Raw genomic sequence first — 15,339 nt, 5'->3', positions numbered from 1 at the left:
AAGGGGCCTGTCCGTGGACAGATCCCTTTTATGGGTTATACGGTAACAGCGCCCAAAATCTCCCCAATGGGTCCGGCAATCACCAGGTCGGCCTCCTTGTCGTAGGGGGTGGGGCTCTTGTTGATGAGGGTCAGCTTGTTCCCCCGGTAGTAGCGGATGAGACCCGCCGCCGGATACACCGCCAAAGAGGTGCCGCCGATGATAAGCATATCCGCCCGGGAGATGGCCAGCACTGCCCCTTCGATGGTCTCCTGGTCCAGGGACTCCTCGTAGAGCACCACGTCGGGCTTGATCATCCCGCCGCACACCGGGCAGTAGGGCACGCCTTTCTGTTCCATCATGAAGTCCAGATCATAAAACTGACGGCACTTCATACAGTAGTTGCGGTGGACCGAGCCGTGGAGCTCATAGACGTTGTCGCTGCCCGCAGCCTGGTGGAGCCCATCGATGTTCTGGGTCACCACGGCCTTGAGCTTGCCCGCCTGCTCCAGCTCCGCCAGCTTCAGATGGGCAGCATTGGGTTTGGCGTCCGGAAAGAGCATCTTGTTGTGGTAGAAGCGGTAGAACTCCTCCGGATTCTTCTGGAAGAAGGTGTGGCTCAGAATGGTCTCCGGGGGATACTGGTACTGCTGGTTGTACAGGCCGTCCACGCTGCGGAAATCAGGGATGCCGCTCTCGGTGGACACACCTGCCCCGCCGAAAAAGACAATATTCTCACTCTCGTCGATCCATTTCTGGAGCTGTTCCAGTTTTTGATCCATACCAAGCCCCTCCTTACGGCGCTTTCCGATGGCGGCAGTAGGTGTGGGGGCAGCTGGAGCAGCCGCCGCAGCCGCACCCCCGCTTGCCCTTCAGATTCTGATGGAAGCGATAGATCAGGTAGACCGCCGCCCAAATAATGAGGACGGCCACCCCGGCGTAGATCAGGTATTTTAACATAGCATTACCTCAAAAACAGGGAGCCGATCTGGTAAACCAGGAAGGAGCCCAGCCAGGCCGCACCCAGCTGCCAGCAGATGGAGGCCAGAGTCCACTTGGCGGAGTTCATCTCCTTGCGGATGGTAGACACCGCCGCCACGCAGGGCACATAGAGCAGTACAAACACCAGGAAGGAATAGGCCGCCAGGGGGCTCTGGAAGGTGCCGCCCAGGGCGGCGGCAATGGCGGTGCCGCTGGCGGTGACGGAGAAGCCGTAGAACATACTCATGGAGGACACCACCATCTCCTTGGCGATGAGGCCGGAGAGGAGGGCCACCGCCGCCTGCCAGGTGCCGAAGCCCAGCGGCGCGAAGAGGGGGGCCAGGAAGGACCCGATGGCGCCCAGAATGGAATATTCCTCGTTGGATACCATGCCGAAGGCTCCGCCCTCGAAGCCGAAGGTCTGGAGGAACCACAGCAGCACGCTCATGGCCAGGATCAGGGTACCCGCCTTGATAAGGAAGCCCTTCACCTTTTCCCACACATGGAGGGCAATATTCTTCAGAGTGGGCAGGCGGTAGGGGGGCAGCTCCAGCACAAAGGCGGCAGGCTCCCCCTTGAATACCAGCTTCTTCAGCAGGATACCGGAGAGGATGGCAAAGATCAGGCCCAGAAGGTAGAGGGAAAACACCACCAATCCACCGTACCGGGGGAAGAAGGCGGCAGTAAGCAGGCCGTACACCGGCAGCCGGGCAGAGCAGGACATGAAGGGCACCAGCATGATGGTCATGCGCCGGTCTTTTTCATTCTCCATGGTGCGGGCGCCCATGACGGCGGGCACCGTACAGCCAAAGCCCATCAGCATGGGGATAAAGGCTTTGCCGCTGAGGCCGAAGCGCCGCAGCAGCCGGTCCATGATGAAGGCGGCCCGGGCCATATAGCCCGAGTCCTCCAGGAAGGACAGGAAGAGGAACAGAATGGCGATCTGGGGCAGGAACGTCAACACGCCGCCTACACCGGCAATGACGCCGTCCACCAGCAGGGCCTCCACCCAGGGGGCGGTGCCGGCAGCAGCCAGCACACCCCGCACCCAGTCGGCAAAGTAGCCGCCGATGAGGGTATCCACCCCGTCAGCCAGCATCTGGCCGGGGCCGAAGGTGAGGGCAAACATAGCCAGCATCATCAGCAGGAACACAGGAATGGCAAACACCTTATGGGTGACGATGGCGTCGATCCGATCGGACAGGGTGGGCGTACCCAGGGGACGGCCCCGGTGCACACAGCTGTCCACCACCTTCTGGATAAACTGATACCGGGCGTCGGCGATGAGGGTCTCCCGGTCGCCCAGCTCATAGGCGCTCTCATACTCCTGACAGACCCGTTCCAGGGCGGCCTTCTCCACCCCGTTCAGGCCCAGGGCCTTCTCCACCAGATCGTCCCCCTCAATGAGCTTGATGGAAGCCCAGTGGGCGGGAATGTGGGCGGCATAGGCCTTATCGTGGATGAGCTCGCCCATCTTATGGTGGATCTGGTGGGTGAAGTCGTCGTACAGGTCGTCCGGCTCCACGGTGACCCCAACGTGCATCTGGTGGTGGGCCACCTCCAGCAGCTTCTGGATGTTTTTGCCCGACCGGGCGGTGATGGGGATCACCGGTACGCCCAGTTCCTCGGACAGCCGGTCCACATCGATCTTGTCCCCGTGCTTCTCCACCTCGTCCATAAAGTTGAGGGCAATGACCATAGGCCGCTCCAGCTCCAGCAGCTGGGCGGTCAGATACAGGTTGCGCTCAATGTTGGTGGCGTCAATGATGTCGATGATGGCGTCGGGCCGCTCTCCCACGATAAAATCCCGGGCCACGATCTCCTCCATGGAGTAGGGGGACAGGGAGTAAATGCCGGGCAGATCCACCACGGTGACGGATTTCCCATCTACCTCCGCCCTGCCCTCCTTCTTCTCCACCGTCACGCCGGGCCAGTTGCCCACATACTGGTTGGAGCCGGTAAGGGCATTAAAGAGGGTGGTCTTGCCGCAGTTGGGGTTGCCCACCAGAGCCAGTTTCATCTCCCGGGTATCATGGCTGGCATAGTCCGGCACGCCGCCGTGGGCCGCAGCCTCATGGGCGTGGTCGGCATCCATCCGCCGGATGGTCTCCTCGTCGGGCAAGTGCTGCACCATACCCATGCGCTTTTTTCTGGCCTGGGCCTTCCGCTCTCCCTCCTCGCCGGTGGCGATGAGGATTTGGGCTGCGTCTGACTTCCGCAGCGACAGCTCGTAGCCCCGCAGGTTGAGCTCCACCGGGTCGCCGAAGGGGGCCACCTTGCGCACCATGACCTGGGTACCGGGGGTCAGGCCCATGTCAACCAGGCGGCGCTTCACCGGCCCCCGGTCATTGCCTACCTGGAGAATGATGCCCTTTTCCCCGGGCTGGACTTCCTCCAGAGTCTTATGTGTCTGTGTCTCTTGTAGTTTCATCTTATCCCATCCGCAGTTCTCAGAGTTAATCTAATCTAATTCCGTGCCCATTATACTACGCTGGCAGCGGCAGACGCAAGAGACTTCCCCCGCCATTTTCACCAAAATCCCACTGGTTTTGTGGCCATAAGAGAAAACATCGAACAAAGGCAAAAAAGGAACGCCGCGGAATCTCCGCAGCGCTCCCGATATACCTTGGAACTTAGTCCTCGTGGTCATGATCCTCACAGCCGCAGCCACAGCCGCAGTCGTCCTCGTCCTCATCGCCGCAGCAGCAGTCGTCAGACAGGTCCAGAGCGAACTTCTGCTTGCAGCTGGGGCACTGGATTACGCCCTCGTCCAGAACGGACTCGTCGATCACCAGAGTCTCGCCGCAGTTGGGGCACTCGGTCTCGAAGAAGTCGTCGTCATCGCAGCAGCAATCGTCGTCGTCATCCTCGTCGTCCTCGTCCTCATAGACGGCCTTCTCCACGTCGGCCAGATCGTCGGAGATGGCGTCAATCTCCTCGCCCAGAGCCACGGTGTTCTCCTCCAGATCCTCAATGGACATCCCGATCTCCTCCAGGATGCCGATGATCACGTTGAGGAGCTTGCCCTCCTTGGACTTCTCGGTGTCGATATTCAGGCCCTCAGCCAGGCCCTTCAGGTACGCGACCTTCTCAGAAATCGTCATAATGCGTCTCCTTTTCTTCATCAGTCAGCCACGAAGGGCCAGTAGAATATAGATCTGTTTTGGGGTGAATTCACTTCACCCCAAAACACCTCGACCCGCGCCACGGGCGCGAAACCGGGGGTATCAAATGGGCTGTGCCGCCATACGGCGCGGCCCATTTGTATCTAGGGGGTATAGGATACCCCCTGGACATTTTTTAACCCTTGCAGCGCTCCAGGTACTCGCCGGTACGGGTGTCGATCTTGATCTTGTCGCCGGGGTTGATGAACAGGGGCACCTTGATCTCGGCGCCGGTCTCCAGGGTGGCGGGCTTGGTCACGTTGGTGGCGGTGTCGCCCTTGAAGCCGGGATCGGTCTCGCTGACCTCCAGCTCCACGAAGGTGGGGGGCTCCACGGCGAAGATCTTGCCCTTGTAGGAGTTGATCTTGCACACCATGTTCTCCTTCACGAAGCGGAAGTTGTCACCCAGCAGCTCGGAGCCGATGGGCACCAGATCGTAGGTCTCGGGGTCCATGAAGTAGTACAGATCGCCGTCGTTGTAGCTGTACTCCATGTCCTTGCGCTCCACATAGGCCTGCTCAAACTTGGCGGTGGGGTTGAAAGAGGTCTCGGTCACGCCGCCGGTGATGACGTTCTTCATCTTGGTGCGGACGAAAGCGGCGCCCTTACCGGGCTTGACGTGCTGGAACTCGACGACCTGCATGACCTGGCCGTCCATCTCAAAGGTCACGCCGTTGCGGAAATCACTGGCAGAAATCGTAGGCATTGAAATTCATCCTCCAAAAGGTTTTTTAAATCATCAGCTAAGTCATTTTACCTTATTATTCCCCTCATTGCAAGGCTTTTTACAGAATAATCAGCTCTTTGGGAGATTTGGTGAGGTTCACTGTGCCCTCCTCGGTGTAGATGAGCACATCCTCAATACGCACACCGAACTTGCCGGGCAGGTAGATACCGGGCTCAGCAGAAACAGCGGCACCCACAGGCATGGGGGTCTCGTCACGGCCGTTGGCATTGGGGGACTCATGGATCTCGATGCCTACGCTGTGGCCAAAGCCATGACCAAAGTATGCCCCGTAACCGGCGTCCTCAATCACCTTGGCGGCGGCGTTGTGGATCTCCTTGCCGGGTACGCCCGCCTTGGCGGCGGCAATACCGGCCATCTGGGCCTTCAGCACGGTATCGTACACCTTGCGCATCTCCTCGGTGGGCTCGCCCAGGGCGATGGTACGGGTCATGTCGGAGCAGTAGCCGCCGAACTTGCAGCCGAAATCCATGGTGATGAACTCGCCCTTCTGCACCTTCTTCTCGCTGGGGATGCCGTGGGGCAGGGAACCGTTGGGGCCGGACACCACAATGGGGTCAAAACTCATCTTCTCAGCGCCCCGGCACAGCATCTCATACTGGAGGCGGGCGGCGATCTCCTGCTCGGTCATGCCGGGCTGGATGAACTTCAGGATGGCATCAAAAGCCTGATCGGTGATCTCCTGGGCGCGCTTCATCAGGGCGATCTCTTCCTCGTCCTTGGCGGCCCGCAGGTTGTTCACCAGGCTCTGGGCGGGCACCAGCTCACAGGGCAGCTTGGAATACTGGTTGTAGGAGGCCACGGTCACATAGCCGTCCTCAAAGCCCATCTGCTGAATGCCCAGCTCCCGGACGGCCTGCTCGGCCAGCACCATGAAGTTCTTGTTCCGGTCGGTCATGGTGATGGCGGCGCCGGTGACCAGGTTGCCGGCAGCCTCAATGTACCGGGAGTCGGTGAAGTAGCGGCTCTCGTTCTTGGTCACGATGACCATGCCCTCGCCGTGGAACCCGATGGCGTAGTATTCGCCGGGATCGCTGGTGATGAGCATGGCATCCAGCTTGTATTCGTCCAGCTTGGCCGCGATCTGATTGAGATGATTCATGATAAAGACTTCCTTTCTATCTCGCGCCGCAGCAGCCCTAAAGGGCGCTTTGGTACAGCTTTTTCATGGTTAGAGCGTCCTCGGCCTGTGTCCCGGCACTTTGCCCCAGCGGACCACGGTCCGCCGGGGGCCCCATATTTTTTTATCTGCTCGGGCGAACTGAATTCGCCCGGCATCAAGGTTTTGGGCCGAAAGCCCAAAACGCTTGGCTCGGCGCAAACGCGCCGCCCCGCTCTGCGGGGCCCCTGCGAAAGTGCGCCAAAGTTCAGGTCAGACTGCCTTGGTACAGCTTCTTCATAGTCAGCGCATCCTCCGCCTGGGTACCCGCACTTTCGCAGATAAAAGTAGGGCTCCAGCCCCGGCGGGCCACCTCGGTCATCAGAGGCTCCGGGTCGGGCCCGAAGTCCGCCTGATCGAAGGTCAGGTGCATCTTCTCTCCCCCGTTGGGGGTGAACTGGATCTTGGAGAAGTGGCTGTGGAAACGGGAGGCCCGTTCCTCTCCCAGCACCTCTTTGATGCGGTCCAGCATTTTCACGCAGGCCTCATGGCCCTCCAGCTCTCCCAGAGTACGGGCGTACAGGTGGCCGAAATCCACGCAGGGGGTAAGCCGCTCATCCAGAGTACACAGCTCCAGCACCTCGTCCAGATCCCCCAGCTGGTTGATCTTGCCCATGGTCTCGGGGCAGAGGGTGATGTGTCCAAATCCGGCGGCGTCGCAGGCGGCCACCACTTCTTTCAGGGAGTGCAGGGCGATGTCCTGGGCCTCCCGCCGGGTGCGCTTCATCAGGGCGCCCGAATGGATCACCACCCGGGTGGCCCCCATCCAGTCCGCCGCCTGGCAGGCCGCTGTGATATAGCCGATGGTCTTTTGCAGGCTGTCGGGATCGGGATTGGCCAGATTGATGAAATAGGGAGCGTGGAGGGATAGGGCAATGCCCGCCTCCCTGGCCGCCTCCCCCACCTTTCTGGCCGTGGCTTCCCCTACGTTGACGCCCTTGCCGCACTGGTACTCGTAGCAGTCCAGTCCCAGCCCCGCCAGCCAGCGGGGAGCGTCCACCGAGGATTTATAGGGAAAGGACTCGGCATTGCCTGCCGGTCCGAAGATAGCGCTCATAATGGTTTTGCTCTCCTTTTTGTCAGGGCGCGGAAGGGCCACTCGGCGGCGTACCGCAGGTAGCGCCCCGGATTGCCCGCCAGCCGGATAGGCTCCACCAGCAGCGTGGTCACACCAGCCCGGCTGCCGCCCAGAATATCGGTAAAAATCTGATCCCCCACAATGGCGGTCTGCTCCGGGGTGCAGCCCATCTGCTCCATGGCCTTGATAAAGGAGCCCGGCTTGGGCTTCCCGGCGTGGCCGATGTAGGGAACGCCCAGCGCCTTGCAGAACCGCTCGGGCCGCTGGGGATGCCGGTTATTGGACAGCACAAACAGGGTGATTCCCTGATTCTGAAGTTCCGCCGTCCACTCCCGCACTTTCTGGGTGGGTTCCGGCACCCCATAGGGCACCAGGGTATTGTCCAGATCGGCCAGCAGCAGGCGGATACCCCGCCCGGCCAGCGCGGCGGGATCGATGTCGTAAATGGTTTTTCCTGACCAGTGGGCCGTCAGCATGGTTTCACCTCGTCTATTTGCAGTCTGGTCCGCATAGGATGGTACAGGCTATCGAAAAGAACCTCCAGAGCAAAGGATTCGGAGGGAAAGATAGTGTGAAAGAAAACCGTCAGGGTTGTCTTTCGCGTTCGATCAAACACGTTTTGAAACTTGGCTCAAGTTTCAAAACGTGCTTCAGCTTGTCGGAAAGCCTTTTCGACAAGCTGATTATACACGCTTCTTACAACTTGGACAAGGGGGTAGCTGATATGCAGCTGAATTCCACATTGATTCTCACCGCACCCCCCGCCCACAGCCGGGCGGCTCTGCGGTTTGGCCTTCCCGTGGCCCATGCGGCCTATCGAGTGGGGGGCGGCCCCCATCTCTTCCGGGCCAATATGCCCATATCCGTCCGGGGCGGCCTGATGGCCCTGGACTGCGTGGGCTTTGACGGCCGGGGTGAGGCCGGGCCCTTCTGTCAAGAGGTTCTGCGGGAGTGCTCCGCCCGGGGGTATGACGGCATCTTATGCGACTTTGAGGGCCGTCCCATGCCCCTGCTGACGGAAATCGTCCGCACCCTGGCCGGTCTCACCCAAAAGCGGGGCTGGCCTCTCTATGTGACCGAGACCTACGGCGGCTATGCCGACAGCGCCAAAGTGCTCATCTCCTCCGCCCTGTCCGGCGGCTCTCTGGCCCAGCGGCTGGCGGAGGCGGCGCAGCGGTACGGCCAGGGCCGGGTGGCCCTGGCCATAGAGCGGGTGGCAGAGGACTTCTACCTCCCCTCCCCCTCCGGTCAGGGGCAACCTCTCAGCCAGGAGGAGCTGCGCCGGCTGATGGACGAACGCAGTCCCTCCATCTTTTTCTCTACCGAGCTGTGCGCCCACTACTTTACTTATATGTCCCAGGAGAACGGCGCTCATTTCGTTCTCTTTGACGACGCCGGGTCCATCCGCAAAAAATTGCAGGTGGCCCGGGGACTGGGCATCCGGCAGGCGGTGCTGTCCTATCCACAAATTGAGGATGTGCTGGAGGATATTCTGGCAGGATAGGCAAAGATACAACAGGACCCCGCGCCTATGGCGCGGGGTCCTGTAATCTGTAGGATTAGTAATACTTCTTGCGGTTCTTGCGGGCGGCCTCAGACTTCTTGCGCCGCTTAACGCTCGGGCTCTCGTAGTGCTCACGCTTGCGAACCTCGGCCAGAACGCCAGACTTGGCACAGCTGCGCTTGAAACGCTTCAGCGCATTCTCCAAGGACTCGCCGTCCTTCACATGGACTTCCGACATTGACTTCCCCTCCCTCCGAAGCGGCGGGGTTCCACCGCCAAAGGGCCACACATAGATATGGCTTTAACAGAATCATTGTATGCTATCCGCAAGCAAATGTCAAGTGCAGATTTATTTCTTTCTTTTTTCCTGGGTCAGTTCCTGGAAAAATTCCAGCTCTTCCCCAATGGGACCGGCACAAAAAGCGATGCGGATGGGGTAGTTCCCGCCCAGATTTTTATCCACCGGCTGGACCAGCACCGGGCATCCGGCGGCCTGAAGCCGCTCCACCATACCGTCCACATCGTCTGTGGCAAAAGCCAGGTGGGCAAAGAAACCCTTGCCGCGCTCCGTACCATTGGAGGTAACTTCCAGAATGGTATTACCCAGATCCAGCATGGCGCCCTGGCTGTCCCCCTGCCCCCAATGGCGGATCAGGGAGCAGTCCAGCACCTGCTGATAGAAATCCAGAACCCGCTGGAATTCTTCCGCTCCCTGGGCCTTCAGGGAGACATGATGGACCCCTTTGATGCTCATTTGGCAATCAGGTTGACCAGCTTGTTGGGTACCAGGATGGTCTTAACCAGGTTCTTGCCCTCGGTAAACTTCTGTACCTTGGGATCGGCCAGAGCGGCGGCCACCACAGTGGCCTCGTCGCTGTCCATGGGGACGGTGACGGTGGCACGCAGCTTGCCGCACACCTGGACGGCCATCTGCACCTCGGCGGCCACGGTCTTGCTCTCGTCGTAGGCGGGCCAGGCCTGCTGGCAGGCCATACCGTCGGCATTGAAGCCCAGGGTCTCCCACAGCTCCTCCACCATGTGGGGAGCGAAGGGGGAGAGCAGCAGCAGCAGAGTCTTGTACTCGCCCTTGGAGCAACCGTTGGCATAGAAGTCGTTGACCAGAGCCATCAGGGCGGCAATGGCGGTGTTGAACTTCATGGCCTCGATGTCGTCGGCCACTTTCTTGATGGTCTTGTGGATGGCGCTCTCGTTGGCGGCAGAGTACTCCATGGAGTCGGTCAGGTTCTCGGACAGGTTCCACACACGGTCCAGGAAGCGCTTACAGCCCTTAACGGCGTTGTCACTCCAGGAGGCGGCCTTCTCAAAGTCGCCGATGAACATGATATAGGTGCGCATGGTATCGGCGCCGTACTGGGCCACCACGTCGTTGGGGTTAACCACGTTGCCGCGGCTTTTGGACATCTTCTCGCCGCCCTCGCCCAGGATCATGCCGTGAGAGGTGCGCTTCTGGTAGGGCTCCTTGGTGGGTACCACGCCGATGTCGTAGAGGAACTTATGCCAGAACCGGCTGTACAGCAGGTGCAGGGTGGTGTGCTCCATGCCACCGTTGTACCAGTCCACAGGGCTCCAGTACTCCAGAGCCTCCTTGGAAGCCAGGGTCTTGTCGTTGTGGGGGTCCATATAGCGCAGGAAGTACCAGGAGGAACCGGCCCACTGGGGCATGGTGTCGGTCTCCCGCTTGGCGGGGCCGCCGCAGTGGGGGCAGGTGGTGTTGACCCAGTCGGTCATCTTGGAGATGGGGGACTCACCGTCGTCGGTGGGCTCGTAGGAGTCCACATCGGGGAGCAGCAAGGGCAGCTGGTCCTCGGAAATGGGCTGCCAGCCGCACTTCTCACAGTACACCATGGGGATGGGCTCGCCCCAGTAACGCTGACGGGAGAACACCCAGTCACGGAGCTTGTAGTTGACCTTGGCCTCGCCGATGCCCTTCTCCTCCAGCCACTTGGTGATGACAGGGATGGCGTCCTTCACGGTCAGGCCGTTGAGAAACTCGGAGTTGACCAGGATGCCGGTCTCATCCTTGGCGGTGAAGGCAGCCTTCTGCACGTCCTCGCCGCCGGAGACCACCTCGATGATCTCGCAGCCGAACTTCTTGGCAAACTCCCAGTCACGGTCGTCGTGGGCGGGCACGGCCATGATGGCACCGGTGCCGTAGGTGGAGAGCACATAGTCGGAGATAAAGATGGGGATCTCCTTGCCATTGACCGGGTTGATGCCCTTCACGCCGTCCAGGCACACGCCGGTCTTTTCCTTGTTCAGCTCGGTGCGCTCCAGATCGGACTTGGAGGCGGCGGCGGCCTGATAGGCACGCACATCGTCGGCGTTGGCCAGCTTGCCGCTCTCCAGCCAGCCCTTCACCAGGGCGTGCTCGGGAGAGAGAACCATATAAGTGGCGCCGAACAGGGTGTCGGGCCGGGTGGTGAACACCACGATCTCCTCGCCAGTAGTGGCCTTGAAGGTGACCTCGGCGCCGGTGGAGCGGCCGATCCAGTTCTTCTGCTGGGTCTTGACCCGCTCGATGAAGTCCAGGTCGTCCAGGTCATCGATGAGGCGCTGGGCATACTCGGTGATCTTGAGCATCCACTGGCTCTTCTCCTTGCGGACCACGGGAGCGCCGCAGCGCTCACACACGCCGTCCACAACCTCCTCGTTGGCCAGCACGCACTTGCAGGAGGTACACCAGTTCACGGGCATGGTGGTCTTGTAGGCCAGACCGTGCTTCCAGAGCTGCAGGAAGATCCACTGGGTCCACTTGTAATAGCTGGGATCGGTGGTGTTGATGACCCGGTCCCAGTCAAAGGAGTAACCCAGCATATGCAGCTGTTTGGTAAAGTTCTCAATGTTATCGTGGGTCACCTTGGCGGGGTGAATGTGGTTCTTGATGGCATAGTTCTCGGTGGGCAGGCCGAAGGCGTCATAGCCCATGGGGAACAGCACATTGTAGCCGTCCATACGGCGCTTGCGGGCCACCACGTCCATGGCGGTATAGGGGCGGGTGTGGCCCACGTGCAGACCCTGTCCGGAGGGATAGGGGAACTCCACCAGGCCGTAAAACTTGGGTTTATCACTGTGGTTTTCACAGTGGAAGGTTTTTTCCTCTGCCCATTTTTTCTGCCACTTGGGCTCGATGGCAGCAAAATCGTACTTCATTGACTGCACTTCCTCATATCATATCCTGGCGGCCTCTGCCGCCTCCATAATCTATGACATTATACTTGAAATACAACATCAATGCAAGAAAAACCATCAGGCCCCGCCGCAAAATGCGGCGGGGCCTGATGGTTTTTACGTCCCGATCAAGCTTCATGCAGCGGGAGATACGTCTTACCCAGCCACAAGCCCTCCACCAGATCAGGTTCGATGGCCTCCGGTAAGATCCAGACATAGAGGGCGCCATACCGCTCCCCACCGGGGCTGGTCTGATCCAGAATGGTGTACAGACTGCCATCCTCGCTCTGGAACACCTGATACCGCTGGTCAAAGGCCAGGGCCACCTGTTCGCCGTTCTTCAGCTGGAGCAGCGTGGAACGGGTACCCAGGTAGGCCCCGCCGTCCACGCCCAGCTCCGGGTGCTCAAAGCCCACCCGCAGGCTGAGGGACATGGCGGTCAGCTCCACCTGCTCCAGGCGCAGGCCCTCCTGTCTTTGGCTCAGGGCCACCGTGCGCTGGGGCAGCAGCTCCGGCTCAAAGCGAAGGGTCCAGTCACCCTGAATGGCCGTCCCGGTCCAGTAGGAGGCGGAAATCATCTCCGGCAGTTCCTCCAGGGCCAGCTCCCCGCTCTCCTTCCAGTACCAATCGATATACCGTCCACCCTCCAGCACCACATAGTGGATGTCCGTTAGGTCGGCGGACAGGATTTCCGCCTCCTCCAGGTGGGTCACAGCCTCCGACAGGCCGAACTGGATGTGGAAGTGCCCGCCCCGATCATAGCCCACTGAGGAGATCCACACATCGTCGGTGCCCTCCAGGGCCATATGGGTCTGCTCTGGTACCAGAGCGGTAAGGGCGGTCCCGTCTGCGCCAGTCACAGCGGTGGAAGCCAGCGTCTCAAAGGAGGCAAATTCCTCCCATGGCAGCTCAATGCCGCCCTGCCGCACCTGGCCCGGCCAGAACCCAGACAGCGACACCTCCACCGTGCCGTCCTCCCAAAGGCCCCCCCGGTCCAGTTCCCAGGCATACAGGGCAGTGCTGCTCTCGCTGTCGTAGGCCAGGGGTTCTTCCCCGCCGGCCAGGGTGGTATCCGGTCCGATCCGGTCTCCCTCCAGGTCGGTGACCTCCAGATAGGCGGTGCCACCGGCGGCGTCGGTGAGGGCGGCCACTATTTCCACCTTCACCCCTTGGTCAGTAACCGATACCCCCTCCACTGTCTGGCTGTGGGGGGTGTATCCCTCCAGTATCCCGCTGAGGGTCTGCCGCAGGTCGGGGGATAGCGCCAACGCCGACACCACAAGCGCACCGCACATCACTGCCGCCGCCACAAGCACCCGGAACGTATGTCTAGGGGTTTTTACCGGTTCTGATGTCATGGCCTCCGTCAGCCGGGCCTGAAAGTCCTGATCCGGCTCCACCTGGTCCATCCAGGTCTGATAATCCTGCTTCAGCATGGCGTTTCCCCCTCCTGTAAGTCCTCCCGCAGCATAGCCCGGGCCCGGCTCAGACGGGTACGGATGGTCCCCTCCCGCTTGCCCAGCACCTTGGCGATCTCCGCGGTACTCAGCTCCTCGTAGTAATAGAGATGGACCACCACCCGGTAGTCCTCCGGCAGCGTCAGAATGGCGGTCTCCATGCCCTGCTCCTCCGGTGGCTCCGGCGCGGCCATTTGCCCCGCCTCCTCCAACGGCACCGCACGCCTGCGCCAGGGGGAGCGGTGCAGATCTCCCGCACAGTTGGCGGCTACCCGCAGCAGCCAGGCCTTGCAATGCTCCCCATCCCGAAAAACAGGGGCCGCCCGCACCAACCGCAGAAAGGTCTCCTGGGTGATATCCTCCGCATCCTCCCGGCTGCCCGTCCGGGCGTAGGCCAGCCGGTATACCGCCGGGCTGTACTGCTCCACCAGCCGGGCGGCTTCCTCCCGATCCATAGCCCACTCTCCTTTCTCTGTTTCTATAGAATACACGTTTTTGCTCCGCAAAACGTTACAAGCCCCGTCGTTATATTGAAAAACGATAAAAACGCATTTACAAGCAATGTGTTCCGTGGTACAGTGATGCCAAAGGAGGCGTGGTTATGGAGAGAACCGGCGTGCAGAAACTGGCCCATGTGCTGACAATACTGGTTACCATCACTTTTGTATGCAATCTCATTGCACTTATCATGGTGCCCGGGCTGGTACACATCGGCTCACAGCAGGTGCTCGCGGCGTGGTGGGACTATGACATCGACGATACCCTGCATATGCTGCTCATCGGCGGCTGGTCCATGTGGGGGCGCAACGGCATCCAGGCGGATGTTTTGTCTGGTTTTCTACTCTTCTGCGGCGCCTGTACAGCGGCCATCCTGTGGCAGGGCCGCCGGGTGCTGGGCACTGTCCTCAAAGGTACTCCCTTCTGCCTGGAAAATGCCAAAAGCCTTTTGGGGTCGGCGGTCCTCTGCTTTCTGATTTCCGGGGCCGCCCTGGTGCGTGTAATCTGGAGGATCTGCTATGCCCAATCCATCGCGCCTCTGTTCAGCTATAATACACTCTTTGTTCCGCTCTTCTTTCTGGCCGGGCTGCTCTGTCTGGTCATATCCGCCCTCTTCCGCCAGGCGGCGGAGATGAAGGCGGAAAACGACCTGACCATCTGAGGAGGTGTTCCCATGCCCATCGTTGTGAATCTGGATGTGATGATGGCCAAGCGGAAGATGAGCCTCAATGAGCTGTCCGCCAAGGTGGATGTCACCCTGGCCAACCTGTCCATTTTGAAAAACAACCACGCCCGGGCGGTCCGCTTTACCACCCTGGAGGCCATCTGCAAGGCCCTGGACTGCCAGCCCGGGGATATTCTGGAATATGTGCCGGAGACGGAGTGAACCATAACGCTCCCTTTGCCTTCTGTGATAAAAAACGAATAAAAAATTGGGACCTGCCTTAGGCAGGTCCCGTTCTTCAGTCGTAGGTATGGTTGCAGATCTCCCGGATCTTGGCCTGGAGGGTCTTTAGATCCACAAAGCTTTCAGGCCGCTTGGAGGGGTCCCGCAGCAGAGCGGAAGGGTGGAACATGGCCATCATCCACACCCCGGCCTTCTCCATCCACTGTCCGTGCTCCCGGGTGATCTTGAAGTCGTCTTTCATCAGCCGAATGGCGGCGATGCGCCCCAGGCAGACGATGATTTTGGGCCGGATCAGGGCCACCTGATTGCGCAGGTAACCGATGCAGGCCTCCTGCTCAATGTTCAGCGGGTCCCGGTTTCCCGGCGGACGGCACTTGACCATATTGCCGATGAACACCTTCTCCCGGCGCAGGTCGATCATCTCCAGCATATCGTCCAGCAGCTGGCCCGCCCGGCCCACAAAGGGCCGTCCGGTCAGGTCCTCCTGCTCACCGGGCCCCTCGCCGATGAACATGACCTCCGCGTCCCGGGCGCCCTCGCCAAAGACCACGTTGTGCCGGGTATCGGCCAGGGAGCACTTGCGGCAGTCCATACATTCGGCATAGAGCTCGTCCCAGTTTTTCGTGTCCTCCGCCCCCTTTCTTCGAGGATTTTCCCCATTGTAACATAGGGCCGCCC

The 15,339-nt window shown here is 60.4% G+C and carries 17 protein-coding genes; 3 read left to right on the top strand and 14 right to left on the bottom strand.

Annotated elements, in window-relative coordinates:
• Positions 1–35: 35 nt before the first annotated feature.
• The 8 genes from B5G40_RS01275 to B5G40_RS01240 form a co-directional block, all read right to left on the bottom strand.
• Complete coding sequence (locus tag B5G40_RS01275) at positions 36–761, bottom strand: NAD-dependent protein deacylase (protein ID WP_087398501.1); 726 nt, start codon at positions 759–761, stop codon at positions 36–38.
• Between the two features lie 13 nt (positions 762–774).
• Positions 775–939: a FeoB-associated Cys-rich membrane protein gene (locus B5G40_RS01270; RefSeq protein WP_087328412.1), complete on the bottom strand. Its 165-nt coding sequence runs from the start codon at positions 937–939 to the stop codon at positions 775–777.
• A gap of 4 nt (positions 940–943) precedes the next feature.
• Complete coding sequence (feoB, locus tag B5G40_RS01265) at positions 944–3,391, bottom strand: ferrous iron transport protein B (protein ID WP_087398500.1); 2,448 nt, start codon at positions 3,389–3,391, stop codon at positions 944–946.
• Between the two features lie 202 nt (positions 3,392–3,593).
• Complete coding sequence (locus B5G40_RS01260; RefSeq protein WP_087188552.1) at positions 3,594–4,064, bottom strand: CD1247 N-terminal domain-containing protein; 471 nt, start codon at positions 4,062–4,064, stop codon at positions 3,594–3,596.
• A 196-nt stretch (positions 4,065–4,260) separates the two neighbouring features.
• The gene (gene efp, locus B5G40_RS01255) at positions 4,261–4,830 is read right to left on the bottom strand and encodes an elongation factor P (protein WP_087188553.1); all 570 of its coding nucleotides are present in this window, start codon (positions 4,828–4,830) and stop codon (positions 4,261–4,263) included.
• Positions 4,831–4,909: 79 nt separating this feature from the next.
• Positions 4,910–5,971: a M24 family metallopeptidase gene (locus tag B5G40_RS01250; protein WP_087398499.1), complete on the bottom strand. Its 1,062-nt coding sequence runs from the start codon at positions 5,969–5,971 to the stop codon at positions 4,910–4,912.
• Positions 5,972–6,236: 265 nt separating this feature from the next.
• Positions 6,237–7,085, bottom strand: coding sequence for a TIM barrel protein (locus B5G40_RS01245; protein ID WP_087398498.1), 849 nt, complete (start codon positions 7,083–7,085; stop codon positions 6,237–6,239).
• Entirely contained in the window at positions 7,082–7,582 is a 501-nt protein-coding gene (locus tag B5G40_RS01240) for a YqeG family HAD IIIA-type phosphatase (protein ID WP_087398497.1), read from the bottom strand. Before B5G40_RS01240 ends, B5G40_RS01245 begins: the two co-directional genes overlap by 4 nt.
• 248 nt (positions 7,583–7,830) lie before the next feature.
• On the opposite strand from B5G40_RS01240, the gene B5G40_RS01235 reads away from it, so the two are divergent.
• Positions 7,831–8,610 (top strand): hypothetical protein, encoded by a 780-nt coding sequence (locus tag B5G40_RS01235; protein ID WP_087398496.1) that lies wholly within the window; start codon positions 7,831–7,833, stop codon positions 8,608–8,610.
• 55 nt (positions 8,611–8,665) lie between these two features.
• Here B5G40_RS01235 and rpsU read toward each other — a convergent pair whose 3' ends face one another.
• The 5 genes from rpsU to B5G40_RS01210 form a co-directional block, all read right to left on the bottom strand.
• Entirely contained in the window at positions 8,666–8,848 is a 183-nt protein-coding gene (gene rpsU / locus B5G40_RS01230; RefSeq protein WP_009259223.1) for a 30S ribosomal protein S21, read from the bottom strand.
• Between the two features lie 111 nt (positions 8,849–8,959).
• Positions 8,960–9,364, bottom strand: a complete 405-nt coding sequence (locus tag B5G40_RS01225; RefSeq protein ID WP_087188558.1) for a VOC family protein — start codon at positions 9,362–9,364, stop codon at positions 8,960–8,962.
• Positions 9,361–11,781, bottom strand: a complete 2,421-nt coding sequence (leuS, locus tag B5G40_RS01220) for a leucine--tRNA ligase (protein ID WP_087398495.1) — start codon at positions 11,779–11,781, stop codon at positions 9,361–9,363. Before leuS ends, B5G40_RS01225 begins: the two co-directional genes overlap by 4 nt.
• Positions 11,782–11,927: 146 nt before the next feature.
• Positions 11,928–13,235 carry a DUF4179 domain-containing protein gene (locus tag B5G40_RS01215; protein WP_087398494.1) on the bottom strand — a complete coding sequence of 436 codons (1,308 nt, stop codon included), beginning with the start codon at positions 13,233–13,235 and terminating at the stop codon, positions 11,928–11,930.
• Positions 13,229–13,711, bottom strand: a complete 483-nt coding sequence (locus B5G40_RS01210) for an RNA polymerase sigma factor (protein ID WP_087328387.1) — start codon at positions 13,709–13,711, stop codon at positions 13,229–13,231. The genes B5G40_RS01215 and B5G40_RS01210 overlap by 7 nt, the downstream gene beginning before the upstream one ends.
• A gap of 146 nt (positions 13,712–13,857) precedes the next feature.
• On the opposite strand from B5G40_RS01210, the gene B5G40_RS01205 reads away from it, so the two are divergent.
• Positions 13,858–14,415, top strand: a complete 558-nt coding sequence (locus B5G40_RS01205; RefSeq protein WP_087328385.1) for a DUF2975 domain-containing protein — start codon at positions 13,858–13,860, stop codon at positions 14,413–14,415.
• Positions 14,416–14,427: 12 nt separating this feature from the next.
• Positions 14,428–14,640 carry a helix-turn-helix domain-containing protein gene (locus B5G40_RS01200; protein WP_087188564.1) on the top strand — a complete coding sequence of 71 codons (213 nt, stop codon included), beginning with the start codon at positions 14,428–14,430 and terminating at the stop codon, positions 14,638–14,640.
• A 76-nt stretch (positions 14,641–14,716) separates the two neighbouring features.
• Here the strand turns inward: B5G40_RS01200 and B5G40_RS01195 are convergent, their stop codons facing one another.
• Complete coding sequence (locus tag B5G40_RS01195; protein WP_087268725.1) at positions 14,717–15,253, bottom strand: uracil-DNA glycosylase; 537 nt, start codon at positions 15,251–15,253, stop codon at positions 14,717–14,719.
• Positions 15,254–15,339 lie beyond the last annotated feature (86 nt).

The sequence above is a fragment of the Flavonifractor sp. An9 genome, assembly GCF_002161245.1.
Lineage (GTDB): Bacteria > Bacillota > Clostridia > Oscillospirales > Oscillospiraceae > Flavonifractor > Flavonifractor avicola.
Note: the sequence above shows the minus strand (reverse complement) of the source record. Positions and strands in the feature narration are given on the sequence as shown.